General features: G+C 63.2%; 22 protein-coding genes and 1 tRNA gene. 10 read left to right on the top strand and 13 right to left on the bottom strand.

Annotated features, from left to right (window positions below):
- Window positions 1-72 precede the first annotated feature (72 nt).
- On the top strand, window positions 73-684 hold the full coding sequence (locus FAA86_RS20305) for an FMN-dependent NADH-azoreductase (RefSeq protein WP_136542863.1): 612 nt from the start codon (window positions 73-75) through the stop codon (window positions 682-684).
- Window positions 685-744: 60 nt separating this feature from the next.
- Here the strand turns inward: FAA86_RS20305 and amt are convergent, their stop codons facing one another.
- Together amt and FAA86_RS20315 are read right to left on the bottom strand one after the other, a co-directional pair.
- Entirely contained in the window at window positions 745-3990 is a 3246-nt protein-coding gene (amt, locus tag FAA86_RS20310; protein ID WP_246035142.1) for an ammonium transporter, read from the bottom strand.
- A 99-nt stretch (window positions 3991-4089) separates the two neighbouring features.
- Window positions 4090-4410, bottom strand: a complete 321-nt coding sequence (locus tag FAA86_RS20315) for an HlyU family transcriptional regulator (protein ID WP_136542864.1) — start codon at window positions 4408-4410, stop codon at window positions 4090-4092.
- Window positions 4411-4525: 115 nt separating this feature from the next.
- Here FAA86_RS20315 and FAA86_RS20320 point away from each other — a divergent pair, with 115 nt between their 5' ends.
- Window positions 4526-5515, top strand: coding sequence for an alpha/beta hydrolase (locus FAA86_RS20320; protein ID WP_183954720.1), 990 nt, complete (start codon window positions 4526-4528; stop codon window positions 5513-5515).
- On the opposite strand, the gene ilvA is transcribed toward FAA86_RS20320, so the two are convergent.
- Window positions 5508-6722 (bottom strand): threonine ammonia-lyase, encoded by a 1215-nt coding sequence (ilvA, locus tag FAA86_RS20325; RefSeq protein WP_210309988.1) that lies wholly within the window; start codon window positions 6720-6722, stop codon window positions 5508-5510. The genes FAA86_RS20320 and ilvA overlap by 8 nt on opposite strands.
- A gap of 132 nt (window positions 6723-6854) precedes the next feature.
- On the opposite strand from ilvA, the gene FAA86_RS20330 reads away from it, so the two are divergent.
- Both FAA86_RS20330 and FAA86_RS20335 read left to right on the top strand, forming a co-directional pair.
- Window positions 6855-8309, top strand: a complete 1455-nt coding sequence (locus FAA86_RS20330) for a TrkH family potassium uptake protein (protein WP_136542866.1) — start codon at window positions 6855-6857, stop codon at window positions 8307-8309.
- A 96-nt stretch (window positions 8310-8405) separates the two neighbouring features.
- Window positions 8406-9020, top strand: coding sequence for a hypothetical protein (locus tag FAA86_RS20335; RefSeq protein ID WP_183954718.1), 615 nt, complete (start codon window positions 8406-8408; stop codon window positions 9018-9020).
- 30 nt (window positions 9021-9050) lie between these two features.
- Here the strand turns inward: FAA86_RS20335 and FAA86_RS20340 are convergent, their stop codons facing one another.
- From FAA86_RS20340 to wrbA, 6 genes are all read right to left on the bottom strand, one after another.
- Window positions 9051-9869, bottom strand: coding sequence for an ABC transporter permease (locus FAA86_RS20340; RefSeq protein WP_136542867.1), 819 nt, complete (start codon window positions 9867-9869; stop codon window positions 9051-9053).
- Complete coding sequence (locus tag FAA86_RS20345) at window positions 9866-10654, bottom strand: ABC transporter ATP-binding protein (RefSeq protein ID WP_167495045.1); 789 nt, start codon at window positions 10652-10654, stop codon at window positions 9866-9868. The genes FAA86_RS20340 and FAA86_RS20345 overlap by 4 nt, the downstream gene beginning before the upstream one ends.
- A 145-nt stretch (window positions 10655-10799) precedes the next feature.
- Window positions 10800-11834 (bottom strand): ABC transporter substrate-binding protein, encoded by a 1035-nt coding sequence (locus FAA86_RS20350; RefSeq protein ID WP_136542868.1) that lies wholly within the window; start codon window positions 11832-11834, stop codon window positions 10800-10802.
- Window positions 11835-12028: 194 nt separating this feature from the next.
- Window positions 12029-12114 (bottom strand) — tRNA-Leu (locus tag FAA86_RS20355).
- A 94-nt stretch (window positions 12115-12208) separates the two neighbouring features.
- The gene (locus FAA86_RS20360; RefSeq protein ID WP_136542869.1) at window positions 12209-12472 is read right to left on the bottom strand and encodes a PilZ domain-containing protein; all 264 of its coding nucleotides are present in this window, start codon (window positions 12470-12472) and stop codon (window positions 12209-12211) included.
- 170 nt (window positions 12473-12642) lie between these two features.
- Window positions 12643-13239: an NAD(P)H:quinone oxidoreductase type IV gene (gene wrbA / locus FAA86_RS20365; RefSeq protein ID WP_113461766.1), complete on the bottom strand. Its 597-nt coding sequence runs from the start codon at window positions 13237-13239 to the stop codon at window positions 12643-12645.
- A gap of 191 nt (window positions 13240-13430) precedes the next feature.
- Here wrbA and FAA86_RS20370 point away from each other — a divergent pair, with 191 nt between their 5' ends.
- The 5 genes from FAA86_RS20370 (at window position 13431) to FAA86_RS20390 (ending at window position 18720) form a co-directional block, all read left to right on the top strand.
- Window positions 13431-14216 carry a competence/damage-inducible protein A gene (locus FAA86_RS20370; protein ID WP_136542870.1) on the top strand — a complete coding sequence of 262 codons (786 nt, stop codon included), beginning with the start codon at window positions 13431-13433 and terminating at the stop codon, window positions 14214-14216.
- Window positions 14217-14335: 119 nt separating this feature from the next.
- On the top strand, window positions 14336-15178 hold the full coding sequence (locus FAA86_RS20375; RefSeq protein ID WP_136542871.1) for a universal stress protein: 843 nt from the start codon (window positions 14336-14338) through the stop codon (window positions 15176-15178).
- 225 nt (window positions 15179-15403) lie between these two features.
- The gene (gene gpt, locus FAA86_RS20380; RefSeq protein WP_113461769.1) at window positions 15404-15901 is read left to right on the top strand and encodes a xanthine phosphoribosyltransferase; all 498 of its coding nucleotides are present in this window, start codon (window positions 15404-15406) and stop codon (window positions 15899-15901) included.
- A 675-nt stretch (window positions 15902-16576) separates the two neighbouring features.
- Complete coding sequence (locus FAA86_RS20385) at window positions 16577-17017, top strand: DUF2231 domain-containing protein (protein ID WP_136542872.1); 441 nt, start codon at window positions 16577-16579, stop codon at window positions 17015-17017.
- Complete coding sequence (locus tag FAA86_RS20390) at window positions 17014-18720, top strand: PQQ-dependent sugar dehydrogenase (protein WP_136542873.1); 1707 nt, start codon at window positions 17014-17016, stop codon at window positions 18718-18720. Before FAA86_RS20385 ends, FAA86_RS20390 begins: the two co-directional genes overlap by 4 nt.
- A gap of 91 nt (window positions 18721-18811) precedes the next feature.
- On the opposite strand, the gene FAA86_RS20395 is transcribed toward FAA86_RS20390, so the two are convergent.
- The 3 genes from FAA86_RS20395 to FAA86_RS24680 form a co-directional block, all read right to left on the bottom strand.
- On the bottom strand, window positions 18812-19351 hold the full coding sequence (locus FAA86_RS20395) for an SRPBCC family protein (RefSeq protein ID WP_136542874.1): 540 nt from the start codon (window positions 19349-19351) through the stop codon (window positions 18812-18814).
- Window positions 19348-19710 (bottom strand): ArsR/SmtB family transcription factor, encoded by a 363-nt coding sequence (locus FAA86_RS20400; protein ID WP_136542875.1) that lies wholly within the window; start codon window positions 19708-19710, stop codon window positions 19348-19350. The genes FAA86_RS20395 and FAA86_RS20400 overlap by 4 nt, the downstream gene beginning before the upstream one ends.
- 73 nt (window positions 19711-19783) lie before the next feature.
- On the bottom strand, window positions 19784-19945 hold the full coding sequence (locus FAA86_RS24680) for a hypothetical protein (RefSeq protein WP_167495047.1): 162 nt from the start codon (window positions 19943-19945) through the stop codon (window positions 19784-19786).
- 141 nt (window positions 19946-20086) lie between these two features.
- Between FAA86_RS24680 and FAA86_RS20405 the strand changes: the two genes are divergently transcribed.
- Window positions 20087-20917, top strand: a complete 831-nt coding sequence (locus tag FAA86_RS20405; RefSeq protein ID WP_136542876.1) for a DUF1206 domain-containing protein — start codon at window positions 20087-20089, stop codon at window positions 20915-20917.
- A gap of 37 nt (window positions 20918-20954) precedes the next feature.
- Here FAA86_RS20405 and FAA86_RS20410 read toward each other — a convergent pair whose 3' ends face one another.
- A complete protein-coding gene (locus FAA86_RS20410; protein WP_136542877.1) occupies window positions 20955-21584 on the bottom strand; it encodes an NAD(P)H-binding protein in 630 nt (209 codons plus the stop codon).
- Window positions 21585-21588 lie beyond the last annotated feature (4 nt).

Here is a 21588-nt window from a genome sequence, read left to right on the forward strand (position 1 = left end):
TCGATGCGTGCTCGGGCATAGATGCATGGCAGGCCTGCTCCCAAGGGCCCTCCAACATCCGAGGTACTGCACATGTCTTCCATCCTTCTCGTCACCTCCAGCCCGCGCGGCTCCGAATCCCTCTCCAACGCGATCGCGACCGACCTCGCCGAGAAGTTCGCCGGTGAAACCGGCACGCTGGTCCGCCGTGACCTCGTCGAAACCCAGCTCGACCATGTCGACGGCACCTTCACCGCTGCCATTCGCAAGCCGGCTGACGCCCGTACCGCCGAAGAGGCCGAGGCTGTCTCCCTCTCCGACAAGCTCGTCGCAGAACTGATGGCCGCCGACACGATCGTCATCGGCACCGGCCTTATCAACTTCAACATCTATTCGTCGCTGAAGAGCTGGATCGACCACATTGCCCGCGCCGGCCTCACCTTCAGCTACACCGAGAACGGCCCGGTCGGTCTCGCGAAGGGCAAGAAGGCCTATCTCGTGCTCGCCGCCGGCGGCATCTACTCCTCCGGCCCTGGCGCGCCGATGAACCATGCCGAGCCCTACCTGAAGACGGTTCTCGGCTTCATGGGCATCGAGCTGGTCGAGACGGTCTATGTCGAAGGCGTCGCCTATGGTCCGGAAGCCGCCGAAAAGGCCGTTGCTTCGGCCAAGGTCAAAGTCGAAGAACTGGCCCGCGCCGCCTGATGCTGGCAATCGCGTGCGGCCTCATGGCCGCCGCGTCCCAGATGCAGACGGCAAGGACCTTCAGTTGCCGTTTGCCGCGAGTGCAAGCGCTGTCTCGTTCCCCGCCCGGGACAGTCGCTTGCCGCGATGCGCCGAGAGCCGCGCCACTCGCTTGAGTTCTGCCGCGACCGTCGGACTGATCTCGGCGTCCACCTGTGCCACCGGCTGCGGCCGTCCGAGGAGATAGCCCTGGAGCTCATCGCAGCCCGCAGCACTCAGATAACCCGCCTGCTCCACCGTCTCCACACCTTCCGCCACGACCCGCATACCAAGCCCGCTGCCGAGATCGATGATCGTGCGCACGATGGCATCTGCCGTCTCTTCCGTTCCCAGCGCCGAAACGAAGCTGCGATCGATCTTGATGACGTCGAAGGGATAGCGGCTGAGATAGCTGAGCGAGGAATATCCCGTCCCGAAGTCGTCGAGCGCGATCCTCAGACCCAGCGTCTTCAGATGGCCGAGAATGAGGCGGGCCCGCTGATCGTCATCGATCAGGACGCTTTCCGTGATCTCGAGTTCCAGCTGATGCGGCGAGACCTCCGCCATGCTCAGGATCGATTCGATCCGGTCGAGGAACTGTGGATGGCGGAACTGGACCGGAGAGACGTTGACGCTGATATGCAGATTGTCAGGAAAACCGGCAGCCAGGCGGCAGGCCTCCGTCAGGACCCATTCTCCGAGCTCGATGATCTTGCCCGAAACTTCGGCCACGGGGATGAAGTCCCCGGGCTGCACCATGCCGCGCTCGGGATGCTTCCAGCGAACCAGCGCCTCATAACCGACGATCGCCCCATCGAGCGCACCGACGCGCGGCTGTAGATAAAGTTCGAATTCGCCCCGCTCCAGCCCCCGCTCGATATCGGCCTCCAGCGCGCGCCGCTTCTCGATCAGCTCGTCCATGCCCTTGCGGTAGGCGCGGAACGTGTTACGGCCAGACTTCTTGGCGTGGTAGAGCGCGACATCGGCGCGGCCGATCAGCTCGTCGAGCTCGCCTGCATGTTCGGGGCAAAGCGCACCACCGAGGCTGATGCCACAGCGGATGCGCTCGCCCTGCCCCGTATCGAAGGGCTTGCGGAAGGCTTCGATCAGGCGGCGGCTGACATCCTCGATCTGCGCCTCGAAATGGCAATTGCCAAGGATGACTGCGAATTCGTCGCCGCCAAGGCGGGCAGCCATGTCCGACGGGCCGATGATCTCCGTCAACCGCCGTGCCGTCTCGCGGATCACCTCGTCGCCGGCCGGGTGGCCGTAGAGGTCGTTGACGTCCTTGAAGTGATCGAGGTCGACGAGCAGGATACCGCAACCCCAGCCGTCATTCGCCTGTTCGACATGGGCGGCCAGGGTTTCGGTGAACAGGGCCCGGTTGGCGAGGCCGGTCAGCGGGTCGTGCTGCGCCAGATGGCGCATCCGGCTTTCGACCGCCTTGCGCTCGCGCAGGTCGACGAGGCAGCTGATGCGGATGTGGCGGCCGCGATACTCGATGTTTCGGCCCCGGGCCTCCACGGGGATCGCGGTTCCGTCTGTCCTCACGATGTGGAATTCGCGGGAGACATCCGGCGCGGGATTGGGATCGTCGATGAGAAGCCGGCGTCCGGTGTCGTCGACGAGGTCGAGGATGGAGGTACCGACCAGCTCCTTCACCGTGCGCCCCGTCAGCACCTCGAACTGCTCGTTGCCGTCGATGATCACGGCATCCTCATGCATCACGATCGCCTCGAAGGTGGCATTGGCGAGCGCCGTCACGCGCTCGGCCTCCTCCTGATCACGTACCTGCGCCTCCAGCTCGCTGCGGCTGCGCTCCTGTTGCTGGATATTGTCCATCAGGCTGTTGAAGAGCCGGGTGAGCTTCTCCGCCTCGTCGCCCGGGTCGACTGCCAGACGATCCCCGAGATCGGCCTTGCCCGAGACGAGCTTTGAAAGCGCGTCCTCGACATGGCCAACCCCGAGCCGTGTCCCATGTTCGGCGACGTTGAGGCCGATATCCTCGTCTTCCGCGGAGACGCGGATCGGCACCAGCTTCTTCAGCGTCCAGAAGAAGGCGTAGCCCAGCCCGAAGGCCCAGTAGAAATTGAGCGCCGAGCCGAAGATCTGGATATAGAGCTGATCGAAGCGGCTTCCGGCCGGCAGGCGCTCGACCGGCGCCAGCAGTGCCAGGGCCACGGTGCCGGCGACGCCGGCAAAGGCATGCACGCCGACGGCGCCGACCGCATCATCCACCTTCAGCTTCTGTTCGACATACTGGTTGCCGTAAAGCGCAACGATCGAGCCGAGCGCGCCAATCAAGAGCGCACCGCCAGGGTCGAGCACATGACAGCCGGCGGTTACAGCGACGAGCGCGCCGAGCATGCCGCTCAGCGCCTTTTCCGGCAGCACGACGCCATCCTGCTTGGCCCCGATGACATAGCCCACGCAGGTGCCCATGCCACCGGCCAGCACCGTATTGAGAATGATCGGCGCAACATCGGCATTGGCGGCGAGCGTGGAGCCGCCGTTGAAACCGATCCAGCCGAAGAAGAGAATGAGCCCCCCGGTCGTCGAAAGCACCGGATTGTTGCCGGCGATGCGGACCGGCCGCCCTTCGGCATCAAAACGCCCTCGCCGCGCGCCGATCACCAGGCAGGCGGCCAGCGCCACCCAGCCGCCGGTGGCATGCACCACGGTCGAACCGGCGAAATCGACGAAGCCGAGATTGGCGAGGAAAGCGCCGGAGTTTGGGCCGATTGCCGTGCCCCAGGTCCAGTGGACGAAGATCGGATAGATGAGGGTCGAGAGAATGATCGATCCCAGCACATAGGCCGACAGGGTCATGCGTTCGGCAATGGCGCCCGAGACGATGGTGGCCGCCGTGCCGCAGAACATCACCTGGAAGACGAAGAAGCCGGCAAGCCAGCTGTCGAGGTCCTGCAACAGGAAGAAATCCGAATCCAGCCCGATCGGCAGGACGCCCGACCTTCCGAAGGCCAGCATGAAGCCGATGACGGCAAAGCCGACGACACCGAAGACGAAGTCCAGAAGGTTCTTCTGCGCGACATTGATCGAGTTCTTCGAGCGCACCATGCCGGCTTCGAGAAGCAGGAAACCGACCTGCATCATCATGACCATGCCGCCGGCGGCCATCAGCCAGGCGAGATCGGCCGAGGCCTTGGCGGCCGTGATGGCGGCTGCGGTGTCAACGGCTGCGGCAGAGGGGCTCGCCGCCACCAGGGCAGCGCCCGAAACCAGCAAGCCAAGACGGAGGGACAGGCGGGAGCAAAACGCAATAATCACTTGAAAAACCCGAGCAATATCTCGGATTCAGTGTTGCGCTGCTCCATTAACATTCAGTGACCGCGAAGAAACTATTCTTCGCGGTAAGTCACTGCACCGTTACACGATGCGTGTCTCTTCGCCATCGCCGAACAGGGCGGGCCCGTTCTGATCGATGATCTGCTGCGCCTTGCGGAAGGTGCAGTCGAGCGCATCGTCAAGCGAGGTGAAGACGTCGGCGCGAATGAACTTCCGCTCCAGAACACGGTCATCCACCGTCTTCACGATGCGGCCTGCCAACCGGTACTGGCTGCCTTCGCGCATCGGTTCGGCATGAATGACGCAGTCCTTGTAGGTCTGCGGCTCGGCCATCGGCTTGGCAGCGGCCTCGGACGAGGAGCCGCCGGTGAACATCGAGAGAATGCTGGACAGGAACGACATGCATCTCCCGTAACACAGCTGACAACGACGAGGAAGAGCAGCGCGCGCGGCTTTCCGTCTCCGACGGTCATGCTAAGGTCGGCCGCGGTCGGGAGGGACCACGGGGAGAACGGGGATGCGGCGCATCATGGGACTTATTCTTGCAGTGATCGCAGTCGTCATCGCGACCCTCGCGGTGATTTACCGGCTGCCGCCGAATCTCGAACTGGAGCGCGAGGCGCGTCTTGGCGCCGATACCTCGCCACAGGCTCTCGACACTCTGATCGCGGCGGAAGAAGCCAAGGTCGGCCCCATCCGAAAAGGGCTCGGCAAGCAGATCGTCTGGGCGGACGCCGCAAAGCCTCAGAAAACGCCTGTCGCCGTGATCTACGTTCATGGCTTCTCCGCCTCGCCGGCCGAAATACGGCCGCTGCCGGATCTCGTTGCCAAGGCCCTTGGCGCCAACCTCTTCTTCACCCGACTTGCCGGTCACGGGCTCGAAGATGCCGATGCGATGGGGCGCGCCACGATCGAGGACTGGGCGGGTGATATCGGCGAGGCGCTTTCCATCGGCAGGCTGCTCGGCGACAAGGTCGTGGTCATCTCGACATCGACAGGCGCCTCGCTGGTCACCTGGGCGCTCGCCCGGCCGCGGCTTGCCGAAAACGTTGCGGCGTCGGTCTTCCTGTCGCCGAACTACGGCGTCCAGGCCTCGGGCAGCTTTCTCCTGACCGGCCCCTTCGGCGCGCAGCTTGCGCGGCTACTGCTGGGCGAAAGGCGCGGCTTCGAGCCGATCAGCCCGCTCAATGCGCACAACTGGACCACCGATTACCCGGTGAGCGCCCTGATCCCCATGGCGCAGTCCGTCCGCCTTGCCACGCACACGCCGGTGGAAAACATCAGCATCCCTGCCCTCTTCATCCAGTCGGCGGACGACAAGGTGGTGAGGCCGGACCGGACTGTCGCCGTCTCCGCGCGCTGGGGCGGGCCGCACCGGCTGGTCGATCCAGGGCCGACCGGCGACGCCAACAATCATGTGATTGCCGGCGACACCTATTCGCCTCAGACCACCCAACCGATTGCGCAGACCATAATCGGCTGGCTCGGCGAACAGGGCATTAGATGATCAGATTGGCGAGGATCTCGTTTTCGGTGATGTCCTCGAAGCCAAGGCCTGCCTGATCGAAGCGGTCGAAGAGCTCGGCGAAATTTTCGCGCTTGCCCGTCTCGATGCCGATCAGGATCGAGCCGAAATTGCGGGCCGACTTCTTGAGGTATTCGAATCGAGCGATGTCATCCTCGGGCCCGAGCAGATTGAGGAAATCGCGCAGCGCGCCGGGGCGCTGCGGCAGGCGCAGGATGAAGTATTTCTTCAGGCCCGCGTACCGCATGGCGCGTTCCTTGACATCGGGCAGGCGCTCGAAGTCGAAATTGCCGCCGGAGACGACGGCGACGATCGTGCGGCCGCTCAAGGCGACGCGCGGCAGAAGATCGAGCGCTGCCAGCGCCAGGGCACCCGCCGGCTCCAGCACCACGCCCTCGACATTCAGCATGTCGGTCATGGTCACGCAGATCGCGTTCTCCGGGACGATCAGAACCTGGTCCGGACGGAAGCTCTTCAGCGCCTCGAAATTGTGATCGCCGATGCGGGCGACGGCGGCGCCATCGACGAAATTGTCGACCTTGGGCAGCGTCACCACCTTGCCGGCTTCCAGGCTCTTCTTCAGGCTCGGGGCACCTGCCGGCTCGCAGAAGATCATCGCCTCCGGCGAGACGCGACCCGCCATGTAGCCGGTCATGCCGGAGGACAGTCCGCCACCGCCGACCGGCATCACGACGAGATCCGGCGTCACGCCGTCCGGCAATTGCTGCAGGATCTCGGCTGCCACCGTCGCCTGGCCTTCGATGATATCGGGGTGGTCGAAGGGCGGCACCATATAGCCGCCGATCGCCTCGACATGCTCGCGCGCGGCGGCATAGCACTGGTCGAAGATATCGCCGACCAGCCGGATCGTGATGAATTCGCCGCCAAAGATGCGGGTCTTGTCGATCTTCTGCTGCGGTGTGGTCACCGGCATGAAGACCACGCCCTGAACGCCGAAATGGCGGCAGACATAGGCAAAGCCCTGGGCGTGATTGCCGGCAGACGCGCAGACGAAGGTGGTACCGGAGGGGCTGTCGGCGACGATCTTGCGGAAGAAGTTGAAGGCACCGCGGATCTTGTAGGACCGGACGGGCGTCAGATCCTCGCGCTTCAGATAGACATTGGCGCCATAGCGGGCGCTCAAATGTTCATTGAGCTGCAGCGGTGTTTCCGGAAAGAGGCCACGCATCGCCTCCAGCGCTTCATCGACTTGACTGGGGCTCACGTCGCCCTCCGTTGAATTTTTAAACGAGCCCCGCTATGGCATAGACATCGGGCAGAGACAAAGCCTCTTTGCGTTGCAACAGACGGAAGTCATTCCTTGAATACCAATCTGCTCCGCTCCGTCGTTTATATCGCCGCGCTTTGCGGTCTCTATCTCTCTACTGCCATGCTCATCCCGGCCATGGTCGACCTTTATTATGGCGATCCGCACTGGTCGGTCTTCACCGTAGCCGCCGCCATGGTCGGCGGTCTGTCGATCACGGCTGCCATGGCAACGCGTGGACCGCCGCCGGCCTTTTCCAAACGCATGGGCTTCCTGCTCGTCAACGTGCTCTGGGCTGTCTTCTCGCTCGTCGGGGCCATCCCGCTCTTCTTCTCCGAACTCGACCTGACCTTTGCGCAGGCGTTGTTCGAATCGGTCTCGGCCATCACCACAACCGGCTCGACCGTGCTCGTGGGGCTCGACGACATGGCACCGGGGCTCCTCGTCTGGCGCTCGCTGCTGCAGTGGCTCGGCGGTATCGGGATCGTGGCGCTCGGCCTCTTCGTCCTGCCCTTCCTCCGGGTCGGTGGCGTCTCCTTCTTCAAGATGGAATCGTCCGACATCGGCGACAAGCCATTCGCCCGCATCGCCACCTTCACCCGCGCCTTCGTCGCGATCTATGTCGCGATCACTCTCATCTGCATGATCGCCTATGACGTGTTCGGCATGAGCCATTTCGATGCGCTCAACCACGCGCTGACGACCATCGCGACGGGCGGCTTCTCGACCCATGATGCGTCGTTCGCCTATTTCGACAGCTATGCGCTGCGCTGGATCGCCACCTTCTTCATGACGGTCTGCAGCCTGCCCTTCTCGATCCTGATCGTCTTCTTCATCAAGGGCCGGCTCGATGCGCTGCGCGACCCGCAGATCCTCGTCTTCCTCGGCTATCTCGCCGCCTTTGCGATTGCGGCCGCCCTCTACAACCATCTGCGCAACGGCGTGGACCTGCCGCTTGCGCTGTCGCATTCCTTCTTCAATTTCTCGTCGATCCTGTCGACCACGGGTTACGCCAGCGAAGACTATACGCTCTGGGGGCCGTTCGCTGTCGCTGCGGCCTATTTCGCCACCTTCATGGGCGGCTGCTCCGGCTCGACCGCCGGCGGCATCAAGGCCTATCGCTTCGTCATCCTGTTCAACATCATCATGAACGGCCTGAAGAAGCTGATCTATCCGAATGCCGTCTATTCCGTCCGCTACGGAAACCAGATCGTCGACGCCGACACGCAGCGCGCCGTCTTCCTGTTCTTCAGCGCCTATATCTTCATCTGGGTGATCGGCAGCCTTGCCATGGCGCTGGCCGGCTATGACTTCGCAACCGCCTCCTCCGCGGTCATCACGGCGCTGTCGAATGTCGGCCCGGGCATCGGCTCGCTGATCGGCCCGGCCGGCAATTTCTCGATGATGCAGGATCCCGAACTCTACGTCCTGTCGCTTGCCATGCTGCTCGGCCGTCTGGAAGTCCTGACCGTGATGGTGCTGCTCGTGCCGATGTTCTGGCGCTCCTAGAGATCAGCCCAACGTGATGGCGCGAGCGGCCTCGGCGCTTGACGCGCTTAGGCCGTTTTTCCCACACTCCCGCTCACGACCAAGCGGGAGAATCACGTGCCCATCACCTCCGCCGGCTGTTGCCGCCCCCTCGCCGCCGCCTTCGTCAGCGCTCTTGTCACGGTGGCTCCCGTCACGGTAGCGCCGGCCATGGCCGGCCCGCTGCTCGATGCCGCGATCGAGGCCGAACGGCTCGCCGCCCAGAACGATGCCCGCGGGGCCTTCGAGGCGATCCGCTCCGGTCTTGCGGCCTTCAGCCAGACCCTGCCGCTCACCGTGCCGCGGGCGCTCTTCGTCACGGAAGTGCCGAGCGCCTATCGCGCCTATGAGGCCAAGGCCGAACCGGTCTTCATGACCGGCGAAAAGCTCATCACCTATGTCGAAGTGACCGGGCTGAAATGGCAGCCGGCACCGGACAACCGGCGCCAGTCGCATTTCACCGTCGATCTCGAGCTCACCGATGACGAGGGCAAGACGCTGGCGCTGCAGAAGGAATTCGGCAATTTCACCTTCACCGCCCATTCGGATGCGGTCGAGGTCTATACGCATCTGACGCTCGACGTCGCCGGCGCCAAGCCCGGCGGCTATGTGCTGCGCTATACGGTGAACGACGTGATTGCCGAGCGCTCGACGCCCTTCGAGCTGCCCTTCACCCTGAAGGGCAAGAGCTGAGCGCCCGCCTGGGGCGTCCAGCTTTTCCCGTCAGTTGGCCATGGTCGAGCGGTGCGCCCAGCCGGTCATGCGCTTTTCGAGCCAAGCCATCAGCGCATACATGGCGATGCCCTCGACTGCGAGCGCCAGCAGCCCGGCAAAGACCAGCGGCACGTTGAACTGGCTCTGGGCCGAACTCATCATGTTGCCGAGGCCATAGTTGGAGGCCACGGTCTCGGAGACCACCGAGCCGACAAAGGCCAGTGTGATGGCGATCTTCAGCGAGCCGAAGAAGTAGGGCATCGAGCGCGGGATCCCGACCTTCAGCATGATGTCGAGCTTTTTGGCGCCCAGCGCCCGCAGCACGTCCTCCGTCTCCGGCTCGATCGTCGCCAGCCCCGTCGCGACATTGACGACGATCGGAAAGAAGGAAATCAGGAAGGCCGTCATCACCGCCGGCACCGTGCCGATGCCGAACCAGATGACGAGGATCGGCACCAGCGCCACCTTGGGGATGGCGTTGAAGCCGATCATCAGGGGGTAGAGCCCGGCATAGATGGTCTTCGACCAGCCGATGAAGAGGCCGAGCGCCAGACCGGCGACCACCGCGATCAGGAAACCGAGCGTCGTCGTGTAAAGCGTCTGCAGCGAATTCTTCCAGATCGGCGACCAATATTGCACCACCGCCTCGAAGACCCTCGAGGGCGCCGGCAGGATGGTCGGCGGCATGTCGAGCGCAATCACCGTCAGCTCCCAGACGGCAAAGAGCGCCAGCGTGTACAGGAAAGGTGCCGCCCGCACCCAGTTGATGCGCTGCGCAAGGGGCTTCACCACAGGCCGGATCGGCGACGTCTCGATCGTGACACTCATGCCGCCACCCTCGCCTTTGCGATCTCGCCATGCAGCACATGCACCATGTCGTTGAACTCCGTCTGATACATCAGCTCCAGATCCCGCGGCCGCGCGAAGGGCACGGCGTGTTCCTTCACCACCTTGCCGGGCCGCGCGCTCATCACGAAGATCCGGTCGGCCAGGAACACCGCCTCGCGCAGGTCGTGGGTGACGAGCACGATGGTCACGCCTTGCGCCGCATGCAGGTCTCGGATGACGCACCAGAGCTCTTCGCGGGTGAAGGCATCGAGCGCGCCGAAGGGCTCGTCGAGCATCAGCAGTTCGGGCTCATGGATGAGGGCCCGGCAGAGATTGGCGCGCTGCTGCATGCCACCCGAAAGCTGCCAGGGAAATTTCGCGCCCACGCCCTTCAGCCCGACGATCTCCAGCAGGTTCTCGGCTTTCTCGACATATTCTCGTTTGTTCGCCCGCAGCCGATGGCGATGCTTCTCGACGATCTCGAGCGGCAGGAGAATGTTTTCAAGCGTCGTGCGCCAGGGCAGCATGGTCGGGTTCTGAAAGGCCATGCCGACGATCGAGACCGGTTTGGTCACCTGCTGGCCGGCGACGATGACGACGCCCGATTGCGGGATATGCAGCCCCGTCACGAGCTTCATCAGGGTCGACTTGCCACAGCCTGAAGGACCGACCACGGCGGCAAACTCGCCCTTGTCGACCCGCATGGTGAGGCCCGACACAGCGAGCGTGCCATTAGCGCCGCCATAGCGCATATCGACATTGTCGATGGAAACGAGGTGAGACATCAAGGGCTCCGGTCAAAAGGGGATTTCCCAACCTCCCCTTGAGGGGGAGGTCGCTGCGAAGCAGCGGGTGGGGTGATTTCGCAAAAGGGTCACCCCACCCCGAACCTGCGGTTCGACCCTCCCCCTCAAGGGGAGGGTGTTACCATCAAGGCAACATCCGCTCTTCCTTGGCCGGCAGGAAGCTCGCGTCGAAAACCTGCTCGGCCGTGACATTGCCCTTCAGCCCCATCGAGACCTTCAGCGTCTCGATCGAGGCGGACAGCCGCTCCATGTCGACGCTGCCCATGCCGTTTTCGACGACGTAGGGCGTCTTGATGTTCATGGCATTGGCCATTTCAAGACGTTCCTTCTCGATGTCGGCGTTCAGCGTCTCGTTGCGCTTCAGGACCGCAGCGACGCCCTCTTCCGGATTGGCGACCGCATCGGCAAAGCCCTTGGCGAGCGCCTTCAGGAAGCCCTTGACGGCCTCGGGGTTTTCGGCGGCAAAATCGGAATTCACCAGCACGCTGTTGCCGTAGAGGTTCAGACCGTTATCGGCCATCAGGATGGTCGCGATGTCGTCTGCCGGGATCCCTTGCGCCTTGAGGTTCAGGATGACCGAGAAGGCAAAGCCGAAGACGGCATCGACGTCGCCCTTTGCAAGCATCGGCTCGCGCACGGGAAAGCCGATCGATTCGATGGTGATCTTGCTGTCGTCGATCCCGGCAACCTGCTTGAAGGCCGGCCACTGGGCGAAGGCACCATCCGGCGGCGGGGCGCCGAGCTTCTTGCCTTCGAGCGACTTCGGATCCTCGGTCACGCCGAGCGACTTGCGGCCGACGACCGAGAAGACCGGCTTGTCATAGACCATCATCACGGCCTTGACCTTCTGACTGGGGTCTTCATCGAGGAACTTGATCACCGAATTGATGTCGCCGAAGCCCATCTGATAGGCGCCGGTCGCCACGCGCGGGATCGCCTCAACCGAGCCATTGCCCGAATCGATCGTCACATCCAGCCCTTCCGCGGCGAAATACCCCTTGTCCAGCGCCAGCAGAAAGCCGGCCGCCGGCCCCTCGAACTTCCAGTCGAGCGTGAACTTGATTTCGGTTTCCGCATGCGCCTGCCCGACCGGCAGCGTCACACCGGCCAGCAGGCCCGCCGCGACAATGGCCGCCGAAAAGAGACGTCTTGAGATCATGGATTTTGCTCCCCTTGTTTTGATGGGCGCATCAAAGCAGGAAACAAGGAGGCCGCAAAGCGGAAAATGCTCAAACTTTCGTCATTTCTCCAATTGCCCAAATTTAGCGCATCGGACATGGAGACACATGATGATGAAGGCGTGCGAACGCGAACGCGCTAGTGCGGGAAGATCAGAGAGATGCAGAAGGAGGTTGGTGCGGACGGCGGGGATCGAACCCGCATGACCTAAGGCCGAGAGATTTTAAGTCTCTTGCGTCTACCAGTTTCGCCACGTCCGCGCGGGCCCTGTTTCGGTCAGTTCGTCGGACGCGTCAAGGGCGAGCAGCGCGGTGCCGGCGCTGCGCCGTGTCATCAATCACTCGGTCCTATTGCTCAACCTGCCAGCGCATCGAGGAATTCGACGCCAAGTTCGCGTTCCTTGCGCCATTTGACCGCGCAATCATGCGTCGTACCGTCCTCGAAGCGCAGGCGGAACTCTTGGGGGATGTCGACGGTCGATTCGAAGGTCACCTTGGCTCCAACAGGCGAGAGATTGCGAATCATGCAGTCGAAGGTCGAATGGCCGCCCGGGAGGATGGCGCGACCGGCTTTCAGGGCCCTCAGGCGTGGCTGGCGACGGCGTTCTGGCTGGGTCATGGCTGATGTCCGGATATGCTATGCATTACAACCATGATGATGCATCAGGCCGCCTAACCCACCCTTTCGATGATCGGCAGCATTTTAACGATCGCGCCAGCTTACAGCGTCCGACACAGAAAAGGCGGAGCCGAGGGCCCCGCCTTTCTTGATCATTCATCGTCTGCCGATCAGACGAGCTTGGCAGCCAGCTTTGCCACATGGGCGCCCTGGTAGCGGGCGGCTTCCAGTTCGATGTCCGAAGGCTGGCGCGAGCCGTCGCCGTCGGTGATCGTGGACGCGCCGTAAGGCGAGCCGCCCTTGACCTGCTCGACGCCCATCTGGCCCTGGAAGGCATAGGGCAGGCCGGCATAGACCATGCCGTGATGCAGGAAGGTCGGGATGAAGCCCATGATGGTGGTTTCCTGGCCGCCGTGCTGGGTCGCGGTCGAGGTGAACATCGAGCCGAGCTTGCCGGTCAGCTTGCCCTGCGCCCAGAGGCCCCCGGTCTGGTCCCAAAAATTGCGCATCTGGGATGCGACCGTGCCGTAACGGGTGCCTGCGCCGACGATGATGGCGTCGTACTGGTCGAGTTCGTTCGGGTCGGCGATCGGGGCCTGCTGGTCCATCTTGTAGTAGGAAGCCTTGGCGACCTCTTCCGGAACCAGTTCCGGAACGCGCTTGACGGTGACGTCCGCGCCGGCCGACTTTGCACCTTCGGCAACGGCATAAGCCATCGTTTCGATGTGGCCATATGCCGAGTAATAGAGAACCAGTACCTTCGCCATGTCGTATCTCCCTTGAAACATGCGGCCCCGCCGCGCTGATGGATGTGCGAGATGTAGCGCATTCCGGCGATCCGACCAGTCACGCGCGAGGGAACGCAGTGTTCAATCATTCACCGCCTTTACTTCTCTTCCCGGACACAAAACGGTAACGTCTTTCAGCCCCGCCTGCCTCATCCCATAGGACAACATCCATGACTTCGACGATCAAGACCGCCGCCATGCTCGCCATCGGCGACGAACTCCTGTCCGGCCGCACCAAGGACAAGAATATCGGCCATCTCGCCGATCTCCTGACGGTTGCCGGCATCGATCTGAAGGAGGTGCGCATCGTCGCGGACGAGGAGGACGCGATCGTCGAGGCGCTGAATGCGCTCCGGTCCAAATACACCTATGTCTTCACCTCCGGCGGCATCGGCCCGACGCATGACGACATCACGGCCGATGCCGTGTCGAAAGCCTTCGGCGTGCCCTGCCTGCATGATCCGGATGCGATGAAGCTGCTCGGCGACATGTATGCCGGCCGCGGTCTCGAATTCACCGAAGCCCGCCAGCGCATGGCGCGCATGCCGGAGGGCAGCCGCCATATCCCGAACCCGGTCTCGACGGCGCCCGGCTTCATCATCGGCAATGTGCATGTCATGGCCGGCGTGCCGCAGGTCTTCCAGGCGATGATGGCGCATGTGATCGAGACGTTGCCGGCCGGGCAGCGGGTGCTGTCGCGCTCCATCGCCTGCCCCTTCGGCGAAGGCGATATCGGCACTGCGCTCGGCACCATCCAGAAGGCGCATCCGGAAACCTCGATCGGCTCCTATCCGCATTTCGACGGCCAGCGCTTCTCGACCGAACTAATCGTTCGGGCGCGCGAGCAGGCGATCGTCGATGCGGCAGCGGCCGATGTCGAGGCAATGATTGCTGCGCTGCGGTCGGAAAAGGATGCTGCGGCCAAGCGCGATCTCGGCACCGGCGAAGTGGCTTAAGCGCGTTCCTTCGCGCCTGAAGCCCCGCCCGCCTTGACCTCGGTCAAGGCGGAACAACGTAACGGAACCCATAGTTATCTCATGCGGACAATGAATAAGGGCCGCAAGAGGAGACGACCATGGGTTACCGCACACTTCTTGCCATATTGGACACACCGAAAACCACGAAGCAGGTGACGGATTTTACCGTTGCCATCGCCAACCAGTTTCAGGCGCATGTGATCGGCGCCCATGCCGAGGCCGTGGCCATGGTGCCGCTGGTCGCGCCCATGGAGATCCCGGATCCCGCCACCGTTCAGGCGCTGCAGGAGATGGCGCATCAGGAAACCGAGGGCGTCGAGAAGATCTATCGCGAGATCGGCAGCCGCGAGGGCCTGTCCCATGAATGGCGCAGCTTCGTCACCTCCTCGGGCTTCAACTCCGCCGCGTTGATCGACAGCGCCCGCAGCGTCGATCTCGTCATTGCCGCCCAGGGCGAAGCGGGCATGCTGTCGGAAACCCGGTCGGAGCTTGAAAGCTTCCTGTTCGAGAGCGGACGCCCGGTGCTGCTCATCCCGCATATCCTGAAGGAGCCGAAACCGATCCGCCGGGTGCTGGTTGCCTGGAACGGCTCGCGCGAGGCGGCCCGCGCCACCTTCGACGCCCTGCCCTTCCTCAAGGCCGCCGAGGTGGTCGAGATCTTCACGGTCGATGCGTCCGATAGCGCGAATCAGACCGGCGCCATGGCCGGCGCCGAGATCGCCGCGTCGCTTGCGCGTCACGGGGTCAATGTCACGCTGACCGCATCGGAAAAGTCCGGGCTCGATCCGGCGATCGCCATCGAAAACCGGCTGTCGGACAGTTCCATCGACCTCCTGGTCATGGGCGCCTATGGCAACAAGCGCTGGTGGGAAATGCTGTTCGGCGGCGTCACCCGCACACTGCTCGATTCGATGACGGCGCTGACGCTTCTGTCCCGCTGATGACGGGGCCTGTTGGCGAGGGAACACGGGCCTTGCCAGAGGCTTCAGATTCCCGCTAATAGCAACGGCCAAAGACTGGAACCCTTCAAGGGCGAGCTTCGCGCGGTATCAGCCGCGCGAAACGCGTTTCGGGGCCCGCGCATCGTGGCCCGCTTGGAAGGATCCGGTTGACGGCGCCGCAGTCCGGCGCGGATCCCATCATCCAGCCAGCGGAGCCCGCATCTCATGTCTCTTCCCGATAAAGCCTTCCCCGTTTCCTGGGACCAGTTCCACCGTGACGCGCGTGCGCTTGCCTGGCGGCTCGCCGGCCTCGGCCAGGAGTTCCGCGCCATCGTCTGCATCACCCGTGGCGGCCTCGTGCCGGCCGCGATCATCTCGCGCGAGCTCAACATCCGCCTCATCGAAACGGTCTGCGTCGCCTCCTACCATGACTATGTCAACCAGGGCGAAATGAACCTCCTGAAGGGCATCACGCCGGAACTGACGGTCAATGGCGGCGAAGGCGTACTGGTGATCGACGATCTCACCGACACCGGCAAGACGGCGCTCGAAGTTCGCGAGATGATGCCGAAGGCGCATTTCGCCTGCGTCTACGCCAAGCCGAAGGGCGTGCCGACCATCGACACCTTCGTCACCGAAGTCTCCCAGGACACCTGGATCTATTTCCCCTGGGACATGGGCTTCACCTATCAGGAGCCGATCGCCAAGGGCTCCAAGGGCTGACAGCCAAGATCCTTTCTGCTCCGAAAGCCCGCATATCGACGCGGGCTTTTTTATGCCAGCCGACAAAGCAGAGCAAAGAGACTAGCAAACATTCAGCTCCTTGAGATTTCCAAAGAGAATCGACTGCCTCCCAAGTCCGCCCGATTCGACGGACATCACAGTCAAGTACTATGAGAATTATTGCCTAGAAATAAGAATAGATGCGGCTCTGCCTGTGAATCAATGTGGGTTGCTGAAACGGCTCTTACGAAAAGATCACAATGTGCTTGAGTAATTTCGTCCTTCCTAGGACGAATCGAAGCACAGGAGAAAATATTGGACGACAAACATGAGCTGCGAATATCCAAAGGTGAAATCGTCGCGAAAGGAGCTATCGCCGTTTTAGTGGTCGGTATCTTATTGATATTGCCCTTGGCAGTCTCTTTGACGACTTGACGGACGATCCACCGCGACGCTGCAATTCGAGCCCCGTCGCTTCAGACGGGGCTCTCTGCCATCCGGTTAACTTCCCGGATATTTTCTACCAGAAATTCAATCTCGAATACTGCGCGACAATCAAGGCCGGCTATTTCGTGGGCCGGCCCCAACACAGTCAGTCTTTTCCAGCGAACGGAACAAAAGAGCCCCTCGCCCGTATGGCTCTTGTGTTCCACCCCAAACGGTAGAGATCGACTGATGGCCGCCCTCCACTCTCCGCCCACGGCATCGAACGCCTATCCGCTTTCGGCGCTCTTCGTCCCCTTTCCCTTCGTCAGCTTCACACTGGCCCTGATTACCGACATCCTCTACTGGCGCACCTCGCACCTCATGTGGAGCAATTTCTCCGACTGGCTCTTGTTCTTCGGCCTCGTCTTCGGCGCGCTCTCCATCATCGCCGGGCTGATCGATCTGGCACGGCCCGCAACCCGCGCGCTTCGCCCCAGCTGGCCGGCGGTCATCGCCTATTTCGCCGTGCTGGTGCTCGCCATTCTCAACAGCTTCATTCACGCCGGCGACGGCTGGACGGCGATCGTGCCCTACGGCCTCCTCGTATCGGCTGTCACCGTGATTGCCATGATCGCCTGCGTCTATCTCACCGCCGAACAGCGTAGCGCCGATGCCTGGAGGACCCCATGAACCGCTCCGAAATCACCCTGCGCCGCGTCGCGCTTGCCTCCACCGCCCTCCTGGCGCTCACCCTTGCCGGCTGCAGCGATGACAATGGCGATTTCGACGTCTCCAGCCAGATCGGCCCCGATCCCGTTCTGCCCGAACCCAGCCAGTCGCTCGTGCCCGACCTGAAGGTCGCCGAGGTCGTCGGCTGGGGCGCGGACGAGACGCCCGACGTCATCGACGGCTTCACCATCTCCGCCTATGCCCGCGATCTCGCCAACCCGCGCACCGTACACACGCTGCCCAACGGCGACGTGCTCGTTGTGCAGAGCAAGGCACCGCCCGGCAAGCCGGTCGAGCGTCCGAAGGACGTCATCCGCGGCTTCATCATGTCCATCGCCTCGGGCGGTGGCGGCGGGGATAAACCGACGAACCTCATCACGCTGCTGCGCGACACCGATCGCGATGGCACCGTCGATGAACGCCATGACCTCCTGACCGATCTCAACTCGCCCTTCGGCCTCGCCTTCGTCGACGACACGCTTTACGTCGCAGCGGCCGACGCGGTGCTCGCCTATGACTACCAGCTCGGCCAGAACGAGATCACCACGCCGCCGCGCGTGCTCACCCCCTTGCCGGGCGGTCCGATCAACCACCACTGGACGAAGGATCTGGCGCTCAGCCCCGACGGCCGCTTCCTCTACGCCTCGGTCGGCTCCAATTCCAATGCCGGCGAACGCGGGCTCGAAGCTGAAAAGGGCCGCGCCGCCATCTGGCAGATCGACCGGGAAACCGGCGCCTCCCGCGTCTATGCGTCCGGCCTTCGCAATCCGAACGGGCTTGCCTTCAACCCGGACAGCGGTGCGCTCTGGACCGTCGTCAACGAGCGCGACGAGCTCGGCCCCAATCTCGTGCCGGATTACATGACCTCGGTCCAGGACGGCGCCTTCTATGGCTGGCCCTGGAGCTACTATGGCCAGCACGTCGATCCGCGCCTGCATCCGCCGCGGCCCGATATGGTCGAGCAGGCGATCAAGCCGGATTATGCGCTGTCCAGCCACGTGGCGGCCCTCGGCCTTGCCTTCTCCACCGGCATGGCCATGCCGGAAGGTTATGCCAACGGCGCTTTCGTCGGCAATCGCGGCAGCTGGAACCGCAGCCAGTTCAATGGCTACAAGGTCCTCTACGTACCCTTTGAGAACGGACGGCCTTCCGGCGACCCGACCGATGTCGTGACCGGCTTCCTCGATGCCGAAGCCGAGGAAGCCCATGGCCGCCCTGTCGGCGTGGGGTTCGACGGCACCGGTGCTCTGCTGATTGCGGATGATGCCGGCAACACCGTCTGGCGCGTCGCAGCCGAAGGCGCAACGCCGCTCGCCGAACCGATCGGCACGGACCAGATGCCGCCGGGCTCGGCCGTCGCCGAACAGCAGGCTGCAACGGATGAGGCTGTCGAGGGCACACCCGCTCCGGCCGACGGCACCACCGCTCCGGCCGACAGCACCAGCCCGGCTCCAGCCGAGGGCACAACGCCGGCTCCCACAGGCGCCGAGGCTCCGCCACCGCCGGCCGAAGATCCGGCCGTGGCACCGACGCCCGATGCCCCCGCCAATACCGGTGACGGCACGCTGGCACCGCCCACGCCTTCGCAGACGGATGTGCCCGCAACCGCACCCGAAGGTGGCGTTCAGGATGCGAGCCCGCCGCCTGCACCGATCCAGCCTTAAGGGCTGACTGTCTCGCTCTCATCAAGAAGGCCCCCCGCCATCGGCGGAGGGCCTATTGATTTCGGTCTCGTTCTTTTACGGCGGACCTGTTTCAGGCCGGAATGCGCCGGTCGTAGTCGTCCTTCAGCTTCAACCAGCCGTCCCAGAAAGGCTCGGACCGTGTCTCCGTCAGCCTGGCCGCCAGGATATCGAGATGCATGTGCCAGCCGGCTCCGACCATCAGCAGGTTTGCCCGGTCCGAGATCCGCCTGTGCGTGACCGTGAGCAGCACCTCGTCGCCCTCTGCCTTCAGATCGAAGGACACCTCGCCGCTTTCGCCCCAGGTGAAGACGAGCCGCTTGTCCTTCTGCACTTCGAGAACCCGGCTCTTCATCCGCATCTCTTCGCCGAAACCCTCCGGGCGGTTGCCGGGCGGATCGGTCAGTTCGTCGTTGCGCCAGACGAGTTCGAAGGGTGCGCCCGCCTTCTCTTCCATGGCACCACCAGCCAGCCATTGCCGACGCATGTCGCCTTCTGTGAGGTAGCGCCAGATCCGCGAGGCGGGCCCGGGCAGCAAGCGTTCGATCACCAGCGTCGCCGGCTCGGTCACGCGACCATAGGGGTTGATGTCCAGTCGTTGTGTCATCGTCATTCTCCATCCTGTCTGTTTCGGGGGAATGCGGCATCCTCCGCACGGAGGAGCCGTTCGAGGACATCCAGCCGGCCGGTCCAGAAGTGCTCGTAGGCGCTCAGCCACTGGTGGGCGGAGCCAAGCGGCCCCGGATCCAGTCGGCAGAGATGGGTGCGTCCTTTGACCTCGCGCTTGATGAGCCCTGCCGCTTCGAGCACCTTGATGTGCTTTGAGGCGGCAGCAAGCGACATCGTGAAAGGTTCGGCCAGCTCGCCGACACTCCTTTCGCCATCGACGAGCGCGGCGAGCATGCGGCGTCGCGTCTCGTCGCCAAGCGCGTGAAAGATCAGGTCCAGAGGATTTTGCGAAAGATCAACCATGTGGTTGAATATCGTCGCGTTCGAAGCGATTGTCAACCGATTGGTTGAATTTCGTTTTGATCGACGTGTCGCTTCAGATGAGAAACAGCCAGCCCAGAACCAGAACCAGGAAAACGCCGCCGATCACAAGCGACCAGGCCGAGAGCGCAAAGCCCGGCTTCGCCCCGCTGTCGGACTGGGCGCCATAGGCAGTCTCCTGCTGCACTTCCGTCTTCTCGCTACCCAGGTCTGCCATGTGATCCTCCCGCGGCATTTGCCTGAGCGGGAAACACGCCGTCAGCCCATCGGTTCCGGCGGCACCCCATCAGAGTGCGATCGCAGAGGGAACCCAGCCTCTCCTCCTCCGTTTTTCTCCGCAGACAAGGAGAGGGTTCTTATGAATACGCGGTCGAAATTTCACCTCATGGCGCGCGCCGGTTATGGCGCACGCGGCGTCGTCTTCCTGATGGTTGCCGCACTCGCCCTGTTTTCCGGATTTGCCGGCGCGGAGCCGGATACGAATTCGGCGCTGGAAACGCTCCTGCAGCAGCCGTTCGGCCGGGTCTGGATCGGCCTGATCGGTCTCGGTCTCGCAGGCTTTGTCGTCTGGCGCCTCGCCCAATCGCTCGCCAATGCCGATGGCCAGGATGACGACGCCAAGGGCTATGCCATCCGTGCGGCCCTGTTCGGTAGCGCCATCACCTATGCCGGTCTCGCGATGACCAGCATTCTCATGGCCCTGCAGATGTCGAATGGCAGTGGCGGTTCGGGTGGAGAAGAAGGCATCGCCGCCTGGGTCATGTCGCAGCCCTTCGGGCGATACCTTGCCGGAATCATCGGCATCGGCTTCATCGTCGGCGGCATCGTGACGGCCATGAAGGGCATCAAGCGCAGCTTCGGCCGCTATCTCGAACTCGATGCCAAGAAGAATTCGCCCGCCGTGCTGATCTCGATCTACGGCCTCGTGGCACGCGGCGTCGTCTTCGGCATCATCGGCGTGCTGTTCCTCTATGCCGCCTTCAATGTCGATCCGGAACAGGCCGGCGGTATGGCCGAGGCGATGGCCTGGCTGCGAGAACTGCCCTTCGGCGGGATCATCTACGCGGTGGTCGCTCTCGGTCTTGCAGCCTTCGGCATCTACAACTTTGTCGAGGCGCGCTATCGGCGCATCCAAGCCCCTGAAGCGAGCGATATTCGCCGCCAGCTCCCTCTCGGCCGCGCACACTGAACCTCAAAATAGACGTACGGACTCTCGCCCCATTCCGTCACAGCATATCCTGTGACGGAATGACGGTAACCCCGCGGGGTGCAGCAATCGCCGCCTCGAGCATGGTGCGGGCAATAGCCTCAGGTGGATTGGCCTGCAGCGTCGGCGGCAGGATCGGCTTAAGCAAGCCAAGCACTTTCCGTGCCCCCTGCTCCATCGGCCGCGGCTCCGGGCGCGGTCCGTCGATCAGGCCCGGACGGACGATCACGCAGCTGTCGAAACCGAGTGCCACGATGTCCCGCTCCGTTTCGCCCTTCACGCGACTATAGAAGAAGAGCGACTTCACATCGGCGCCTTTCGCGGAGTTGAGCACGAAGCTCCGCGCGCCATGCGCTTTCGCGAGCCGCGCGATCTCCAGCGGATAGTCGTGATCGACGCGATGGAAGCGTTCACGCGATCCGGCCGCCTTGATGGTGGTGCCGAGCGCGCAGATCACGGCATCGACGGCCCAGGTGCTGGGATCCTGCGGAAGCGCCTCGAAGTCCACGATTGGTGCAGACAATCCTGGCCGCTGCGGCAAGGGTCGGCGGGTTGGCGCGGTGACCGCCGTCACGCGTGGATCGGCCAGCGCCTGATCGAGAACATGGCTGCCGACCAGTCCGGTAGCGCCCAACAACAACAGATGCATGGTT

The sequence above is a fragment of the Rhizobium rosettiformans W3 genome, from assembly GCF_004912135.1.
In the GTDB taxonomy this organism is placed as follows: Bacteria; Pseudomonadota; Alphaproteobacteria; order Rhizobiales; family Rhizobiaceae; genus Allorhizobium; species Allorhizobium rosettiformans.

What these genes read in the sequence shown, in the direction of transcription:
- FAA86_RS20305 (WP_136542863.1), top strand. Translation starts at nt 73, where the DNA reads ATGTCTTCCATCCTTCTCGTCACCTCCAGCCCGCGCGGCTCCGAATCC.
- FAA86_RS20315 (WP_136542864.1), bottom strand. Translation starts at nt 4,410, where the DNA reads ATGTCGTTCCTGTCCAGCATTCTCTCGATGTTCACCGGCGGCTCCTCG.
- FAA86_RS20320 (WP_183954720.1), top strand. Translation starts at nt 4,526, where the DNA reads ATGCGGCGCATCATGGGACTTATTCTTGCAGTGATCGCAGTCGTCATC.
- ilvA (WP_210309988.1), bottom strand. Translation starts at nt 6,722, where the DNA reads ATGCGTGGCCTCTTTCCGGAAACACCGCTGCAGCTCAATGAACATTTG.
- FAA86_RS20340 (WP_136542867.1), bottom strand. Translation starts at nt 9,869, where the DNA reads ATGAGTGTCACGATCGAGACGTCGCCGATCCGGCCTGTGGTGAAGCCC.
- FAA86_RS20345 (WP_167495045.1), bottom strand. Translation starts at nt 10,654, where the DNA reads ATGTCTCACCTCGTTTCCATCGACAATGTCGATATGCGCTATGGCGGC.
- FAA86_RS20350 (WP_136542868.1), bottom strand. Translation starts at nt 11,834, where the DNA reads ATGATCTCAAGACGTCTCTTTTCGGCGGCCATTGTCGCGGCGGGCCTG.
- FAA86_RS20360 (WP_136542869.1), bottom strand. Translation starts at nt 12,472, where the DNA reads ATGACCCAGCCAGAACGCCGTCGCCAGCCACGCCTGAGGGCCCTGAAA.
- wrbA (WP_113461766.1), bottom strand. Translation starts at nt 13,239, where the DNA reads ATGGCGAAGGTACTGGTTCTCTATTACTCGGCATATGGCCACATCGAA.
- FAA86_RS20370 (WP_136542870.1), top strand. Translation starts at nt 13,431, where the DNA reads ATGACTTCGACGATCAAGACCGCCGCCATGCTCGCCATCGGCGACGAA.
- FAA86_RS20375 (WP_136542871.1), top strand. Translation starts at nt 14,336, where the DNA reads ATGGGTTACCGCACACTTCTTGCCATATTGGACACACCGAAAACCACG.
- gpt (WP_113461769.1), top strand. Translation starts at nt 15,404, where the DNA reads ATGTCTCTTCCCGATAAAGCCTTCCCCGTTTCCTGGGACCAGTTCCAC.
- FAA86_RS20385 (WP_136542872.1), top strand. Translation starts at nt 16,577, where the DNA reads ATGGCCGCCCTCCACTCTCCGCCCACGGCATCGAACGCCTATCCGCTT.
- FAA86_RS20390 (WP_136542873.1), top strand. Translation starts at nt 17,014, where the DNA reads ATGAACCGCTCCGAAATCACCCTGCGCCGCGTCGCGCTTGCCTCCACC.
- FAA86_RS20395 (WP_136542874.1), bottom strand. Translation starts at nt 19,351, where the DNA reads ATGACGATGACACAACGACTGGACATCAACCCCTATGGTCGCGTGACC.
- FAA86_RS20400 (WP_136542875.1), bottom strand. Translation starts at nt 19,710, where the DNA reads ATGGTTGATCTTTCGCAAAATCCTCTGGACCTGATCTTTCACGCGCTT.
- FAA86_RS24680 (WP_167495047.1), bottom strand. Translation starts at nt 19,945, where the DNA reads ATGGCAGACCTGGGTAGCGAGAAGACGGAAGTGCAGCAGGAGACTGCC.
- FAA86_RS20405 (WP_136542876.1), top strand. Translation starts at nt 20,087, where the DNA reads ATGAATACGCGGTCGAAATTTCACCTCATGGCGCGCGCCGGTTATGGC.
- FAA86_RS20410 (WP_136542877.1), bottom strand. Translation starts at nt 21,584, where the DNA reads ATGCATCTGTTGTTGTTGGGCGCTACCGGACTGGTCGGCAGCCATGTT.